This is a genomic window from Paraburkholderia sp. BR10937, assembly GCF_040965695.1.
Taxonomy (GTDB): domain Bacteria; phylum Pseudomonadota; class Gammaproteobacteria; order Burkholderiales; family Burkholderiaceae; genus Paraburkholderia.
The window spans coordinates 1-14831 of the sequence record NZ_JBFRCL010000009.1; the positions used below are offsets into that span (position 1 = coordinate 1).

The following is a 14831-nucleotide window of genomic DNA, read 5'->3' on the forward strand; positions in this document are numbered from 1 at the left end:
CGCCACCGACAACCGCGAAGAACTGCAGCGCGCCCGCCACGCGTTCGAGATGGCGAGCGAGGGCCGGCGCGTGGCCGTGGTCTCGTCGGGCGACCCCGGTGTGTTCGCCATGGCGGCCGCCGTGCTCGAAGCGCTCGAAGGCTCGGATGACGCCGGCTGGCATGCCGTCGAGCTGGCGATCGTACCAGGCGTTTCCGCGGCGCTCGCCACGGCGGCGCAAGTCGGCGCGCCGCTCGGCCACGACTTCTGCATGCTGTCGCTTTCCGACAACCTGAAGCCGTGGACGGTGATCGAAAAGCGCCTGCTGCATGCGGCGCAGGCCGATCTCGTGATGGCGTTCTACAACCCCATCTCGCGCGCGCGGCCCTGGCAGCTCGAGCGAGCGCTGGACATCGTGCGCAGCGTGCGCGCGCCGCACACGCGCGTGGTGCTGGGCCGCGACGTGGGCCGCCCCGGCGAGACGCTGCGCGCGACGACCCTCGGCGAACTGCGTTCGGCGGACGTCGATATGCGCACGATGGTGATCGTCGGGTCGTCGGCCACGCGCGGGTTCGCTCGCGATGACGGCAGCGAGTGGATTTACACGCCGCGCTGGTATCGCGAGGACGCCTGACAGGCGCTCATGCCTTCAAGGTAGGCAGCGAGTCGCGCGGGTCGGGTGGCGCGCCCTCGAACTCGCGCGCTTTTACCTGATTGCGCCCCGCCTGCTTCGCGGCGTAAAGCTCCGCGTCGGCGGCGCGCAGCAGCGCCTGCGCGCCATCGCTCTTGTGCGGCACACAGGTGGCACAGCCAATGCTCACAGTCAGCGTGCCGTATTCGCTGTGCTCGTGCGCGATGCCCAGCGCCGCCACCTGCTGGCGCACCGCTTCCGCGATTTTCACGGCGCCGTCGGCCGGCGTGGCCGGCAGGACCGCGGCGAACTCCTCGCCGCCGTAGCGCGCCACCATGTCCGTTGCGCGGCGGCAGGCCTCGCGTATCGCGCGGGCCACGGCGGCAAGCACTTTATCGCCCTCGGCGTGTCCGTAGAAGTCGTTGAAGAGCTTGAACTTGTCGATGTCGATGAAGAGCACCGAGAGCGGCTCGCCCGCGCGTCTCGCATGCTGCCATTCGGATTCGATGCGCAAGTCGAGTGCGCGCCGGTTGAAGAGGCCCGTGAGCGCGTCGGTGACCGCGAGACGTTCGAATTCCTTTTGCGTGGCGAGCCGCGTGCGCATCGAAAATGCGAGCAGCCACGACGAAGCCGCGATCAGCGCGCCGAAGATCAACGCCATCGGCGCATAGATCCGCAGCCGATGGTGCCATGCGTCGAGTGCACCGTCCACGGAAGGCGCGACCACCGCGATGAGCGTCGTGTGCGGAACGCGCTTGTACGTGTAAACGCGCTCGACCTCGTCCGCCTCGCCCACGGCGATGAACGAGCCGGCACTGGTTTTCAGCATCGGCTGGATGTATTCCAGCTCGCCGATTTGCGCGCCCACTTCGTAGTCCGAATAGGGATGGTGCGCGAGCAAGGTCCCGTCGCTGAGCATGATGAACGCGCTGCCCTTCGGGTCGATGTCGAGCCGGTCGAACAGTTGCTGAAAATACGCAAGACGCATCGTGAGCAGCACGACGCCGCCGAACGAGCCGTCGTACTCGTTCACGCGGCGCGACAGCGCGATCGAATATTGGCCTTCGCGCGTGCGCGAGCGAATCGGGTCCGAAATATACATGCCGACCGAGCGCTCGTGCTGCGCCGTGAAATAGTCCCGATCCGCGAGATTGACGCCGGGATACGCTCGGCCGTCGCGCGATTCGACGATATGGCCGCTCGCGTCGGCATAGAACGCGTCGTCGAGATACGCGCCGGTCGCCACGCGGCCGAACAGCAGCTTGCGGCGGAGGTCCGGCGGCAGGCTTTGCGTGCGGCGGTCGCGCGCGCTCTCGGCGGCGTCGAGCAGCAACAGGTCGCAGATGCTGAAATTGGCCTCGAGGTCGTTCGACATCAGCGCAACGAGCGCGCCCGAATTGTGCTGCGTGCTGACGATGGCCTGGGTGCGCTGCTGCATCAGCCCCAACAGCACGATGGCGACGACGGCCGCGCCGACCAGCGAGCCCATCGTGCCGACTATGAACGGATGGCTCCCCACCCACTGCATGAGCGCCCGATTCCATTGGCGGAGGATTCGCAAACATCGTGTCCAGAGCTTCATGAGGCGTTTCCTCTTGCTCCGCTCGCTTCGTTGATCCCGCTTGAACTGTTTGCCGGCCGATTACAGATTGCATTCAGGCGCCATCATACTGCGGCTCGCGAAACCGCCTTCGAAGCGTGGCACACACTCAATTTCCCTGCCCCGGCGCCGTAAACCAGATGAACCCGCGAAGTGCATTCGCAACGCGAACCGCTCACCGTCCACCCTGCGCCGATGACCAACCCGACCACTGAAGATCAAGCCGAAGCCACCGACGCCGCAACCGAAGCTGCAACCGAAGCCGCCCCGCTCACGCCGCAAGCCCTGCCGGTCGGCGAGCCGCTCGCCTGGCCTGTCGTCGATCGCGACGGCGCCATGCTGCTCGACGCCGGCTCGGTGCTGATGGGCGAAGCGGAACGCGACTTTCTGTTCCAGCATTTCGCGCCGCATCGCGGCGACAAGGAACGGATCGAGGCTGCACCGGAGAGCGCGACGGCCACGAATGCGCCCAGCACCGGCGATACCGCCGCCACCGCGCGCGACATGCACCTGACCATCGGCGCGCTGATGGGCCTGCGTCCGCAGATGGGCGCGAGCGGCGCGCCGATGCACCCGTGCCGCCTGATCGGTTTCGCGCCCAACGAGGCGCTCTTCGTGACGACGCCCTATGTCGATGGCCGCCCCATCGCCATCACGCCGGGCGAAAACGTGGAGATCGTCGCGATTGCGAGCCAGGCCGTCTATCGCTTCGTATGCACCGTGCATGCGTTCAGCCAGTCGCCGCTCGACTACCTCGTGCTTTCGAAGCCCGCCAACATCCGCCGCCTGCGCGAACGCCGCTCGATTCGGGTGCGCGCGCAATTTCCCGTGCGCTACGGCATCGGCGAGGAAGGCGCGGGTTATGACGGCGTGGCGCTCGCGCGCGGGATCAGCGCGCTCGGGCTTTCGGTGAGCGCCGCGTGGGCGCTCGGCAAGGTTGGCGAGCGGCTGCGCGTGGCCTTTCAGCTGCGCTCGGGCGACAACGCAACGACGATCGAAACCTGCGCGATCATCCGTAACGTGCAGGCGGAATCGGGCGACCCCGCACACGCGACACTCGGCCTCGAACTCGACCGCCTCACGCCCGCCGAGCAGATGGCGATGAAAGTCTACGTATTCGATCGTCAGGACGACGTGCTGTACTGGACCGGCAGCATGCGATAACGCGCGTTCAGGCGAGCAGCGCCTGAGCGTCCAGGCACTCGCCGGCCCATGCCTGCGCGAGCGCCTCGCAGCGCCCCACGCGCAGCGCGCCAAGTTCGCAATCGATCACTGTGACGTGGTCGGCGTGGCGTGGCCGCGCGGGCCACTGCGTCGTGCGGCCGTCGCTGAACAGCCAGAGATGGCGGGTGCGCGCCGGATCGCGGCGCGCGGCAGTGTCGAGCACCAGTGCCGCGCGGCCGATGCCCGCTTCGAGCGGCGTGCCGCCGCCCCCGCCGATTGGCTCGATCCAGCGCTCGTTCCACCAGCGCGGCACCGCGGGCCCGAACCTCAGCTCGGCCCCGGCACCGCCGAAGGCAATCAGCGCCACTTCCACACGCTCGGCGCGGGCCCGGTCGAACAGCGCGATCAGCAATCCCTTGGCGAGCGCGAGCTGGCCGCGCGCGAGCATCGAGGCCGAGCAGTCCAGCACGAAGCAATGGAGCGCGCCGGAACCCGTCTTGCGTCTGGCGTAGTGGAAATGTTGCGCCTGCAACGACCCGGCGCGCTTGGCCGCGAGCGTGGGCGGCCAGGCGATGCGCTCGCCGCGCTTCGCGACTTGCGCGGGACCGCGCCCCGGGCCTTCTCGCCGTCGAGCGCCGCCCTGTGCGAAGGCGGCGGCCTGTGCCCGACGGGTCAGCGTTTTTTTGCGGTTAGCGGGATCACGCCCTTCACGGCCTTCGCCGCGACGGGCTCGGGCGGCATCTCGCCCCAATCGGCATACGATGATGATTCGGTGTGCTTATCTTCGTGCCTGGAGGCGGAGGGCGGCTGCGTCTCGGGGGAAGACGGCGCATCGGAACGCTGCGGCATGGCGTGCCGACGATGCGCGAGCACGCAATCGGCAACCTCATCGACGTGCTGCGGGCTCACCGCCTGCGCCCTTTCGAACGCGGCGAGCGCGCGCGCCGCACGCAGCATCACGAGATCGGCGCGCAAGCCGTCAACGGCAGCCTCGATACAACGCTGCGCCGCCCGCTCGTGGACGGCGTCGCTCCAGTCGAGCTTGCCGAGCGCAGCGCGGGCCGCCGCGAGACGCTGCGCGAGCGCGCGCTGTTCGGTCTCGCGCGCCGCACAGAACGCCTGCGGATCGGCGTCGAACGCGAGACGCGCCTTGACGATGCGTTGCCGCTCCGCGGCGTCATAAGGCGTGCCGAGTTCGACCATCAAGCCGAAGCGATCGAGCAATTGCGGACGCAACTCGCCCTCTTCGGGATTCATCGTGCCGACCAGCACGAAGTGCGCGTCGTGCGTGTGCGACACGCCATCGCGCTCCACGGTGTTCACGCCGCTCGCTGCCGCGTCGAGCAGCACGTCGACGAGCGCATCGGGCAGCAGGTTCACTTCGTCCACGTAGAGCACTCCGCCATGCGCGCGCGAGAGCAGCCCCGGCGCGAAGCGCACCGCGCTCTCACGCAACGCCGCTTCGAGGTCGAGCGTGCCGATCAGCTTGTCCTCGCTCGCGCCGAGCGGCAGCGTGACGAACGCGCCTTCCGGCAGGAGGGCCGCGAGCGCCCGCGCGGCCGTGGATTTCGCGGTGCCGCGCGGCCCGCTCACCAGCACGCCGCCGATCGCGGGGTCGATGGCCGCGAGCAGCAGTGCGCGCTGCAACGGCGCCTGGCCGACCAGCGCGGTAAAGGGAAACGCGGGACGCGTAGCCGCTGCGCTCATGGTCCTGATCCTTCCAGATGCTGCCCGGCTTCGAGCAGACGGTGTTCGAGTTGTGCGCGATGCTCGCCCGGCTCCTGCCAGAGACCGCGCTGGATCGCTTCGAGCAGGCGCTCGCACACGGCATGCAGCGCATGCGGATTGTGGCGCTGCATGAATTCGCGCGTGTCGTCGTCGTGCACGTAGGCGTTCGCGACGAGCGCGTACTGATGATCTCCCACTACGCGCGCGGTCGCGTCATAGCCGAACAGGTAATCCACGGTCGCCGCCATTTCCGCCGCGCCCTTGTAGCCGTGACGCTTCACGCCGTCGATCCACTTCGGGTTCACCACACGCGAGCGGATCACGCGCGCAATCTCTTCGTGCAGCGGACGAATGCGCGGCGCAGCGGGGTTGCTGTGGTCCGCGTGATAGAGCGCGGGCTGGGCCTGCGAAAAATGCCGCGCCGCCGCGGCCATGCCGCCCTGGAACTGGTAATAGTCGTTCGAGTCGAGCAGGTCGTGTTCGCGGTTGTCCTGGTTCTGCAGGACCACGTCGAGCGTCGCGAGACGCGCGCGGAACGCCTCGCTCGCCTCGTCGCCCGCGCTCTTTTGCGCGTAGGCGTAGCCACCCCACGCCCGGTACGCGTTCGCGAGATCGGCGTCGGTCTGCCACTGGCGATGGTCGATCATCGACTGCAAGCCCGCGCCGTACGCGCCGGGGCGCGCGCCGAACACGCGCCAGCCCGCGCGGCGGCGCGCCTCGTCGGCGGCCATGCCGTTCGCGACCAGCGCATCGCGCTCGCGCAGCACGCGTGCGCGCAGCGGGTTCTGGTGCTCCGGCTCTTCGAGATCGGACACCGCCTGCACGGCGGCGTCGAACAGATGCATGACGTTGGGAAACGCGTCGCGGAAGAAGCCCGATACGCGCAGCGTCACGTCGATGCGCGGCCGGTCCAGCGCCTCGACCGGCATGATTTCGAAGTCGGTCACACGCTGGCTGCCGGCAGCCCACTTCGGCCGCACGCCGATCAGCGCGAACGCCTGGGCTATGTCGTCGCCGCCAGTGCGCATCGTCGCCGTGCCCCAGACCGAAAGCCCAACGGCGCGCGGGTAGTCGCCGTGCTCTTGCAGATGACGCTCGATGAGTTGATGCGCCGATTTCATGCCGAGCGCCCACGCCGCTTGCGTCGGGATGGCGCGCGTATCGACGGAGTAGAAGTTGCGGCCCGTGGGCAGCACGTCGGGGCGGCCTCGCGAGGGCGAACCGCTCGGGCCCGGCGGCACGAAGCGGCCTTCGAAGCCACGGCGCAGCTGGCGCAACTCTTCGGGGCCGCAGGCGTCAAGGCGCGGCAGCACGTCGTCGCGCAGGCGCGCGAGCACCTGAGCCGCGTGCGGCAGCGATGCAGGCTCCGCATCGCTTCGTTGGCCTGAGCAAATGTCTTCGATCAGCGTGGCCGCGAGCATTTCGAGGCGTTCGCGCGTGTCGCCCGCATGACGCCATGGCGTATCGCTCACCACAGCGAGTTGCGGCGGACGCGGGCCCTGCCACGGCGCAGCCCAATCGACCGTGGCCGGATCGACGAGGTGATCGATACGCAGGTCGCGCGCAAGCGCGTCGATCAGGCCCGTGTTCGCGCCCTGCCCGTCGCCGCATGCGTAGCGCCCGAGCGCGAGCAGCGTGTCCCGCCGCTGCTGGCCTTGCGGCGATTCGCCGAACGTATGCAGGCCGTCGCGAATCTGCGCTTCCTTCAACTCGCAGAGGTAAGCGTCGGCGCGCGTGAGCAATTCGTCTTCCCCGGCCTGATCCTGCGGCGCGGAAATGCTCAACTCCTCGTGCAGCCGATGCTCGATGATGGTCGCGAGGATGGTCTTGCGCAGCAGCTTCGCGCGGCGGGGGTCCACCATCAAAGCTTCGTAATACTCATCGACCTGACGTTCGAGGTCTTGCATCGGCCCGTAGTTTTCGGCACGCGTGAGCGGTGGCATCAGGTGGTCGATGATCACAGCCTGGGCGCGGCGCTTGGCCTGGCTGCCCTCGCCCGGATCGTTGACGATGAACGGATACAGATGCGGCAGCGGCCCGAGCGCCATGTCGGGCCAGCAGGTGTCGGCGAGCGCCACGCTCTTGCCCGGCAGCCACTCGAGGTTACCGTGCTTGCCCACGTGCGCGATGGCGTCGATGCCGAACGCCTCGCGCAGCCAGAAGTAAAACGCGAGATACGCGTGCGGCGGCACGAGTTCGGCGTCGTGGTAGTTCGCGTAGGTGTCGTCGCCGCGCGAGCGCGACGGCTGAATGCCCACGAACACCTGCCCACAGCGCCAGCCCGCAATCATGAAGCGGCCGCGGCGCACGGTGGGGTCGTCCTCCGGCACGCCCCAGCGCGCGATCAGCGCGTTTTGCGCCTCGGCGGGCAACTGCGAGAAGCGCGCGCGGTAATCATCGAGGGAAAGACTCTGCCATGCGGGGCGCAGCGCGCGCGTGTCCGCATCGTTCGTCACGCCCTGCGTGAGGATGCGCATGAGCGCATCGCCGTCTTCGGGCAGATCGGCCACGCGATAGCCTTCGTCACGCAGCATGCGCAGGATGCCGACCACCGAGGCCGGCGTGTCGAGCCCCACGCCATTGCCAATGCGCCCTTCGCTCATCGGATAGTTCGCGAGCACGAGCGCGAGCTTCTTCTCCGCGTTCGGCAGGCTGCGCAAACGGCACCACCGGCGCGCCAGTTCGGCGACGAACGCCACGCGTTCGACATCGGGCTGATATCGCACGACATCGACCTGCGTCTCCTTGCAGTGGTATGCGAGGCCCTTGAAGCTGATCGCACGCGTAATCACGCGGCCGTCCACTTCGGGCAGCGCGATATGCATGGCGATATCGCGCGAATTCAGGCCGTGATTGTCCTTGACCCAGTCTTCGCGATTGCCGCCGCTCAGGATCACCTGGAGCACAGGCGCGTCGCCGGCGAGCGCGATCGGTTCGGGGTCGTCGAGCGACGAAGCCGCGAATGCTGTGGTATTCAGCACGAGCGAGACGTCGTGCTCGGCCGCCAGTTGATCGAGCACGTCGCGGCTCAAGGTGTCCTTGAGCGAGGTGATCGCAAGCGGCAGCGGGTTCATGCCGCGCGCCAGCAGCGCGTCGATGAGGGCATCGAAAGCGGCGGTGTTCGCCGCCTGCAGATGCGCCTTGTAAAACAGCAGCGCGACAACCGGCGCGCCAGGTTGCCAGCGCGCGCGCCATTCGTCGATGGTCGCGACGTCGCGCTGCGGGCAATAGAGCGCAGCGGCGGGCAGCGCAACGGGTGGCGCAGGCTCGCTGCCCCAGTCGAATGCGCGCCACGCGAGCGCACGCAGGAACGATTCGGCGTTGGCCGCGCCGCCTTCGCGCAGATAACGCCACAGCAAGCGGCAAAACTCGGGCTCAGCGCGGCTCTTCGCGATGAGATTGGGGTCTTCCTGCAAGTCGCCCGAAAACATCGCGAGCAGTTGCCCGCGGCGCCCGGCTAGCGAGACGACCTGCTCGATGCCATATGGCCAGTACGTTTCGCCGCCCAGATGATCGACCACCACCACGCGCGCGTGTTGCAAGACGTCTTCGACGTAGAAGTCCACCGACGCGGGCTGGCGCAAATACGTGACGTTCGCGAGCCGCACGCTCGGGAAACCTGCGGGCAGGCGCGGCACGACGCTCGCCAGCAGCGCGAGCGTCGTGTCCGCCGAACTGAGCACGACGATCTCGGCGGGCTGCTGGTCGATCCGGACAACGCCCTGCGTGTCGTCGACGAAACCGCCTGGCGTAGTGCGCAGCAAATGCATGGGACTGCCTCGTCTAGCTCGGCGCGATCACTTCGCGACCGCGGTCTGCACGTTCGCCAACGCGGTATCGAAGGCCGCTTGCAGCGTCGCGCCATCGAGGTCCTCGCCGATCAGCACGAAGCGGCTCGCAAGCGGCTGCGCCGCGCTTTCCTGCGCGTTCCAGCGGCGATCGAAATAGCTGTCGAAGCGGCGGCCCACGCCTTGGATCACGAGGCGCATGGCCGCGCCGGGCAACGCGGCAAAGCCCTTCACGCGATAGATCGTATGCGCATCGACGAGTTGTTGCAGCGCCTCGATCGCGGTCTCGCGCGATGCGGCATTGCCTGACACCACGACCGAATCGAACTCGTCATGGTGATGATCGGGATCGTCAGCGGAACCATGATGGTCTTGACGCAGATGAATGCTCTCCTCGGAGGCCGCCTCGAGCCCGAGCAGCGTATGCAGATCGAGCTTGCCGTGCTGCGCGCGCACGATCTTCACCTGCGACGGCAGCTCTTCGCGCAGTTCGGCGATGAGCGCGTCCTGGCCCGCAACGTCCAGCAGATCGGTCTTGTTGAGGATGACGAGGTCGGCGGCCGAAAGCTGGTCTTCGAACAGCTCGTGCAGCGGCGACTCGTGATCGAGATTCGGATCGGCGCGGCGCTGCGCGTCCACGGCCTGCGGATTTTCGGCGAACTGGCCGCTCGCGGCGGCGGGGCCGTCCACCACGGTCACGACCGCATCGACCGTGAACGCGTTGCGGATCGACGGCCAGTTGAACGCCTGCACGAGCGGCTTGGGCAGCGCGAGTCCCGAGGTTTCGATCAGCACGTGGTCGACGTCGCTGCGGCGTTCGAGCAGTTTCTCCATCACGGGGAAAAATTCTTCCTGCACCGTGCAGCAAAGGCAGCCGTTCGCGAGTTCGTAGAGCTGGCCTTCCGTTTCGTTGCCGTTCTCGTCGCAGCCGATACCGCAGCCACGCAGAATTTCGCCGTCGATACCGAGTTCGCCGAATTCGTTGACGATGACCGCGACGCGCAGGCCGCCCGCGTGCTGAAGAATGTGACGCAGCAGCGTGGTTTTACCGCTGCCGAGAAAGCCCGTCACGATCGTCACCGGAATCTTGCGCATTTGCATGAAGTGCTCCTTCGGCGCCAGGCCGTATCGAGGGGCATGGTGCGTCGCGCCTGCCGTTCGTGCGGGTGTCCTGTTGCGCCCACGCGCGTATCCATGGAGACGCTGTCACGCGCAACGATTCAACAACCTGCAGGGGACGAACGGCCAGAAACGCACCCGGGCCTCGCCCGGCTGACGCATGAAAGTCACGGACCCGGCACCGCATCCCCGCAGCGCGAATCCCACGTATCTGGCCGGTATCCGGACTGACGAAACACCGCTTCGCCTTCCCGCGCGAGCGGCCTTGCGGCCGGCTTGCACAGTGGCGTGGACTGCATAAAGCATGGAAGCGGTTTGCGGCATTCGTACGAACGCCGCGCTCGTTGTACCGTTGCGGGTGCAGTTCAGGTTGGCCATGCCCGAGGCGGGATGGCTCCCTGATTCCCGTTTAACTGCGCGTGCATTATGAATCGCGCGCGCGAGCACCAGAGTGCGTGCGAGTGTAGGCGCGGGGGGCCTGCGCGTCAAGGAAGGCGTGGGAAGCCGCAAAAGCGTGTGCTATCGTAGCGCGCATCCGGCGCCTGCTGGAACGCGACGCTTTTGCTTGTTTTGCCTCTGCGGTCACGCCTTCGATCGACGCTCTCGCCGTGAATCCTGCCGAACATCGCGCCTCGCGCGCAGTCTCATTCGAAGCCACGCCGGAACCCGCGCAGCGCGTGCAGCCGCTTGCGCTCGGCATCGGCTGCCGGCGCGGCGTGACGCTCGCGCAGGTCGAAGCCGCGGTGCGCGCCGCGCTCGGCGCGTGGCCGCTCGACAGCGTAACGGCCGTGGCGACGCTCGACGCCAAAGCCGGCGAACCCGCCTTGCAAGCGTTTTGCGCGGCACACGCGCTGCCGCTGCAGACGTACACGAGGGAGCAACTCGCCGCGACGCCGACGCAGGCGCCGCCCTCCACCGCCGCGCAAGCGCAGTTCGGCGTGGACGGCGTATGCGAGCCCTGCGCGCGTCTCGCGGCGGGCGGCGCTCCGCTCGTGCGCGGCAAGCTGGCGCTCGACGGCGTGACGGTCGCAATCGCAGGCATTCTGCAAGATCACGAAAACGCGAACGCGAAAACGCCGCAACCAACCCACTCCCGATGATGAAAACCGATCCCGAATCTCACCAACGCATGACGCAGCGCCGCCGCGAGGGCCACGAGAAGAAGCAGGCCGCCGCGACGCACGAAAAGGGCCTGTTGATCGTCAACACCGGCAACGGCAAGGGCAAGAGCACGGCCGCATTCGGCATGGCGGTGCGCATGCTCGGCCACGGCATGAAGCTCGGCGTCGTGCAGTTCATCAAGGGCGCGCTGCACACAGCCGAACGCGATTTTCTCGGCAGCGTTGCGCACTGCGATTTCGTGACGATGGGCGACGGCTACACCTGGAACACGCAGAATCGCGACGGCGACATCGCCACCGCGCGCAAGGGCTGGGACGAAGCGAAGCGCATGATCGAGAGCGGCGAGTACGCCATGGTGATCCTCGACGAACTCAACACGGTGCTCAAATACGAGTACCTGCCGCTCGACGAAGTGCTCGGCGTGATCGCGTCGCGCGCGCCGCACGTGCATGTGGTCGTGACGGGCCGCCATGCGCCCGACGCGCTGATCGAAGCCGCCGACCTCGTCACGGAAATGCGCCTCGTGAAGCATCCGTATCGCGAGCAAGGCGTGAAAGCGCAAAAGGGCGTGGAGTTCTGAGCGCATGAGCGCAACGGTTGCCTGCCCCGCGCTCTTCATCAGCGCGCCCGCTTCGGGCCAGGGCAAGACCACGCTCACGGCCGGCCTCGCGCGACTGCACCGGCGCGCGGGCCGGCGCGTGCGCGTCTTCAAGACCGGGCCGGATTTTCTCGATCCGATGATCCTCGCCCGCGCGAGCGGCGCGCCGGTGCTCTCGCTGGACCTGTGGATGGTGGGCAAAGTGGCGTGCCGCGCCCTGCTCGCGCAGGCCGCGCGCGAAGCCGACCTGATCCTCATCGAAGGCGTGATGGGCCTGTTCGACGGCACGCCGAGCAGCGCCGATCTCGCGGCTGAGTTTGGCGTGCCGGTGGCCGCCATCGTCAGCGCGAAGTCGATGGCGCAGACCTTTGGCGCGATCGCGTTCGGTCTCGCGCGCTTTCGGCCGGAGGTGCCGTTTCATGGCGTGCTGGCGAACCGGGTGGGCTCGCCGCGCCACGCCCAGATGCTGCAGGAGGCGTTGCCCGCCGACGTGCGCTGGCTCGGGCACGTCGCGAGCGAAGCGACGATGGCGCTGCCCGATCGTCATCTCGGCCTGCATCAGGCCGCGGAGATCGACGACCTCGACGCGCGCATCGAACGCGCCGCCGACGCGCTCGCGCAAACTGCGCTCGCCGAATTGCCGCCGGCAGTGGCATTCGCCGATCCTTCGCATGACGAAGCGATTACGCGGCGGCTCGAAGGCCGTCATATCGCCATTGCGCGCGACGCCGCGTTCTCGTTTCTCTATCCGGCGAACATTGCGTTGCTCGAATCGCTGGGTGCGAGCGTGAGTTACTTCTCGCCGCTCGCGAACGAGCCCGCGCCCGCCGGCGCCGATGCGGTCTTTCTGCCGGGCGGCTATCCCGAGCTACATGCTTCGACGCTCGCGCCCAATACGCGGAGCGCGAATTCGTTGCGCGCGCATGTGTCCGCAGGCAAACCGCTCGTCGCCGAATGCGGCGGCATGCTCTATCTGCTCGATGCGTTGACCGACGTAGAGGGCACGCGCACGCCGATGCTCGGCCTGCTGCCGGGCGAGGCGGTCGTGCAAAAGCGCTTCGCGGCGCTCGGCATGCAGCAGTTCGACGGCGCGCATGGCGAGCTACGCGGCCACACGTTTCACTATTCGCGTGTTTCCACACCGCTCGCGCCCGCGCTCACGGCACGCCACGCTCAAACTGGCGCGCCCGGCGAGGCGCTGTACCGGCACGGCTCGATCACGGCCACCTATATGCACGCTTACTGGCCCTCCAACCCGGCTTTCGCGGCCGCACTCTTCCATGGCACAGCCCTTTGACGAAGCCGAACGCGCGGCGGTCTACCGCGCGATTTACGAGCGCCGCGACATGCGGCACTTCGCACCGGGCCCGATCGACCCCGCGACGCTCGCGCGACTGCTCGACGCCGCGCATCACGCGCCGAGCGTGGGCTTCATGCAGCCGTGGCGCATCATGCGCATCACGGACCATGCGTTGCGCGAACAACTGCATGCGACGGTCGAGCGCGAACGCATCGCGACCGCCGATGCGCTGGGCAAACGGCGCGACGAGTTCATGAAGCTCAAGGTGGAGGGCATGCGCGATTGCGCCGAGGTGCTCGTGGTCGCGCTGATGGATCGCCGAGAAGCCCACGTCTTCGGCCGCCGCACGCTGCCCGAGATGGACCTCGCTTCCGTGGCGTGCGCGATCCAGAATATGTGGCTCGCGGCGCGCGCCGAAGGGCTCGGCATGGGCTGGGTGTCGATCTTCGACGTCGACGAGGTACGCGCCCTGCTCGCCATGCCCCCCGGCGCCAAGCCGGTGGCGATACTGTGCGTGGGTCAGGTCGACGCGTTCTACCCGCAGCCGATGCTCGAAATGGAAAAATGGGCCGCACGCAAGCCGCTTGGCGAATGCGTGTTCGAAAACCGCTGGCCGCAGGACGAGCCGGCCAGCGTGGCCGAAGCGGCACCGAACGCAACGCCGGGCGCCTGACGCCCGCTCACGCCTCGCGCGCGTAGCAGACGGCCTCGACGTTGTTGCCGTCGGGATCGATCAGGAATGCTGCGTAATAGTCGGGGCTGTAATCGGCACGCACGCCGGGCTCGCCATTGTCTTTCGCGCCTGCGCGCAGGCCCGCTTCATAGAAACCAACGACCGCCGCGCGGTTCGCCGCCGCGAATGCCACGTGCACGCCGCGCGGCGCCAGCGTGGCATCGGCGGATATGGCGTGCAGCCAGAGTTTGGGCTCGCCCGGCTGACCGAGCCCCACGTAGGTGTCGTCGCGCATGCACACCACGACGCCTAGCGGCGCGAGCAGCGCCTCGTAAAACCGCACGCTGCGCGCGAGATCCTGCACGCGCAATCCAATGTGATCGAACATGAGCGACTCCCGTGATGTCTGCGCGCAACCGTTGCGCCAGATTCTGGAGCCAGCATAGCGCCTTCGCACTCGGCGCGGCCTGGGAAAAGTTGCCCTGAACTACTGCGGATTGACGGGTGAGACGGAGAGCACTTCCGGCATGCCCGGCGCCTGCTCCGCCGTGCCGGCGCTGGCCGGAGCCTTCAGCTTGACGCGCCATCGCGGCGCGCCCGCGTACGGCAGCCGCGCCAGTGCGCCCGCCACGAGATACGGCACGGCCTCGCGTGCGTCGGCGTTGCGGTCGCGCTTCACGGCGCTCACCTTGTAGACTTCGCCGCCGTCGGGCAACGCGAAGAAACGCAGCGTCAGCGTATGCACGTAGGGCCGCCCGAACCACGGCAACGACGGCCCCTCGGCCGGCGCGCAGCCGGCGCCGCAACGGCTATCCACGAGTTTCACCTCGGCGGGATGCGTGTCCCACGCCACCGAGACGAGATAGCGCGCCGCCTCGGGCGCGCCTGCCTTGAAGCCGCGCTGCGCGAGGCCGTCGCTCAGCAACGCCTGGTACGGGAGGATCTCGCCCGCATCGGCCTGGGCGGGGGTCGGCGCAAAACGGTAAAGCGCGGGCTGGCTGGTCGCCGCCGCAGCGGGCAGCGCGCCCGTGGCCGCGACGTCGGTCGTCACGCCCGCGCATCCGGCGAGGGCGACGAGCATCGGCAGGAGACAGATCGACAGCAAGGTCTTCACGAAACACTCCATCGG

Annotated in this window: 13 protein-coding genes and 1 riboswitch; of the genes, 6 read left to right on the top strand and 7 right to left on the bottom strand. The window is 68.0% G+C overall.

Annotated features, from left to right (window positions below; translation table 11 throughout):
* Nucleotides 1–613: precorrin-3B C(17)-methyltransferase (locus tag AB4Y44_RS09615; protein ID WP_368699335.1), on the top strand; the 613-nt coding region annotated here is incomplete at its 5' end.
* A 7-nt stretch (nt 614–620) separates the two neighbouring features.
* On the opposite strand, the gene AB4Y44_RS09620 is transcribed toward AB4Y44_RS09615, so the two are convergent.
* Nucleotides 621–2138 (bottom strand): diguanylate cyclase, encoded by a 1518-nt coding sequence (locus AB4Y44_RS09620; protein WP_368699336.1) that lies wholly within the window; start codon nt 2136–2138, stop codon nt 621–623.
* A gap of 225 nt (nt 2139–2363) precedes the next feature.
* On the opposite strand from AB4Y44_RS09620, the gene AB4Y44_RS09625 reads away from it, so the two are divergent.
* Nucleotides 2364–3374, top strand: a complete 1011-nt coding sequence (locus tag AB4Y44_RS09625; RefSeq protein ID WP_368699337.1) for a flagellar brake protein — start codon at nt 2364–2366, stop codon at nt 3372–3374.
* 7 nt (nt 3375–3381) lie between these two features.
* Here the strand turns inward: AB4Y44_RS09625 and AB4Y44_RS09630 are convergent, their stop codons facing one another.
* The 4 genes from AB4Y44_RS09630 to cobW all read right to left on the bottom strand — a co-directional run bounded on the left by AB4Y44_RS09630 (nt 3382) and on the right by cobW (nt 9991).
* Nucleotides 3382–3906, bottom strand: coding sequence for a VWA domain-containing protein (locus AB4Y44_RS09630; RefSeq protein WP_342922558.1), 525 nt, complete (start codon nt 3904–3906; stop codon nt 3382–3384).
* A gap of 140 nt (nt 3907–4046) precedes the next feature.
* Nucleotides 4047–5081, bottom strand: coding sequence for an ATP-binding protein (locus AB4Y44_RS09635; RefSeq protein WP_368699338.1), 1035 nt, complete (start codon nt 5079–5081; stop codon nt 4047–4049).
* Nucleotides 5078–8872, bottom strand: a complete 3795-nt coding sequence (gene cobN / locus AB4Y44_RS09640) for a cobaltochelatase subunit CobN (protein WP_368699339.1) — start codon at nt 8870–8872, stop codon at nt 5078–5080. Before cobN ends, AB4Y44_RS09635 begins: the two co-directional genes overlap by 4 nt.
* A gap of 27 nt (nt 8873–8899) precedes the next feature.
* The gene (cobW, locus tag AB4Y44_RS09645) at nt 8900–9991 is read right to left on the bottom strand and encodes a cobalamin biosynthesis protein CobW (RefSeq protein WP_342922555.1); all 1092 of its coding nucleotides are present in this window, start codon (nt 9989–9991) and stop codon (nt 8900–8902) included.
* Between the two features lie 213 nt (nt 9992–10204).
* Nucleotides 10205–10475, bottom strand: a riboswitch (cobalamin riboswitch).
* A gap of 142 nt (nt 10476–10617) precedes the next feature.
* Here cobW and AB4Y44_RS09650 point away from each other — a divergent pair.
* The 4 genes from AB4Y44_RS09650 to bluB are packed head-to-tail and all read left to right on the top strand — an operon-like array spanning nt 10618 to nt 13702.
* The gene (locus tag AB4Y44_RS09650; RefSeq protein ID WP_368699340.1) at nt 10618–11109 is read left to right on the top strand and encodes a cobalamin biosynthesis protein; all 492 of its coding nucleotides are present in this window, start codon (nt 10618–10620) and stop codon (nt 11107–11109) included.
* Nucleotides 11109–11711, top strand: coding sequence for a cob(I)yrinic acid a,c-diamide adenosyltransferase (gene cobO / locus AB4Y44_RS09655; RefSeq protein WP_028205563.1), 603 nt, complete (start codon nt 11109–11111; stop codon nt 11709–11711). The genes AB4Y44_RS09650 and cobO overlap by 1 nt, the downstream gene beginning before the upstream one ends.
* A 4-nt stretch (nt 11712–11715) precedes the next feature.
* On the top strand, nt 11716–13026 hold the full coding sequence (locus AB4Y44_RS09660) for a cobyrinate a,c-diamide synthase (RefSeq protein WP_368699341.1): 1311 nt from the start codon (nt 11716–11718) through the stop codon (nt 13024–13026).
* Nucleotides 13010–13702 carry a 5,6-dimethylbenzimidazole synthase gene (gene bluB, locus AB4Y44_RS09665; RefSeq protein ID WP_342922552.1) on the top strand — a complete coding sequence of 231 codons (693 nt, stop codon included), beginning with the start codon at nt 13010–13012 and terminating at the stop codon, nt 13700–13702. Before AB4Y44_RS09660 ends, bluB begins: the two co-directional genes overlap by 17 nt.
* A gap of 7 nt (nt 13703–13709) precedes the next feature.
* Here the strand turns inward: bluB and AB4Y44_RS09670 are convergent, their stop codons facing one another.
* Together AB4Y44_RS09670 and AB4Y44_RS09675 are read right to left on the bottom strand one after the other, a co-directional pair.
* The gene (locus tag AB4Y44_RS09670) at nt 13710–14090 is read right to left on the bottom strand and encodes a VOC family protein (protein ID WP_342922551.1); all 381 of its coding nucleotides are present in this window, start codon (nt 14088–14090) and stop codon (nt 13710–13712) included.
* A 99-nt stretch (nt 14091–14189) separates the two neighbouring features.
* Complete coding sequence (locus AB4Y44_RS09675) at nt 14190–14816, bottom strand: DUF4136 domain-containing protein (protein WP_368699342.1); 627 nt, start codon at nt 14814–14816, stop codon at nt 14190–14192.
* Nucleotides 14817–14831 lie beyond the last annotated feature (15 nt).

What these genes read in the sequence shown, in the direction of transcription:
- bluB (WP_342922552.1), top strand. Translation starts at nt 13,010, where the DNA reads ATGGCACAGCCCTTTGACGAAGCCGAACGCGCGGCGGTCTACCGCGCG.
- AB4Y44_RS09670 (WP_342922551.1), bottom strand. Translation starts at nt 14,090, where the DNA reads ATGTTCGATCACATTGGATTGCGCGTGCAGGATCTCGCGCGCAGCGTG.
- AB4Y44_RS09635 (WP_368699338.1), bottom strand. Translation starts at nt 5,081, where the DNA reads ATGAGCGCAGCGGCTACGCGTCCCGCGTTTCCCTTTACCGCGCTGGTC.
- cobN (WP_368699339.1), bottom strand. Translation starts at nt 8,872, where the DNA reads ATGCATTTGCTGCGCACTACGCCAGGCGGTTTCGTCGACGACACGCAG.
- AB4Y44_RS09660 (WP_368699341.1), top strand. Translation starts at nt 11,716, where the DNA reads ATGAGCGCAACGGTTGCCTGCCCCGCGCTCTTCATCAGCGCGCCCGCT.
- AB4Y44_RS09620 (WP_368699336.1), bottom strand. Translation starts at nt 2,138, where the DNA reads ATGCAGTGGGTGGGGAGCCATCCGTTCATAGTCGGCACGATGGGCTCG.
- cobW (WP_342922555.1), bottom strand. Translation starts at nt 9,991, where the DNA reads ATGCAAATGCGCAAGATTCCGGTGACGATCGTGACGGGCTTTCTCGGC.
- cobO (WP_028205563.1), top strand. Translation starts at nt 11,109, where the DNA reads ATGAAAACCGATCCCGAATCTCACCAACGCATGACGCAGCGCCGCCGC.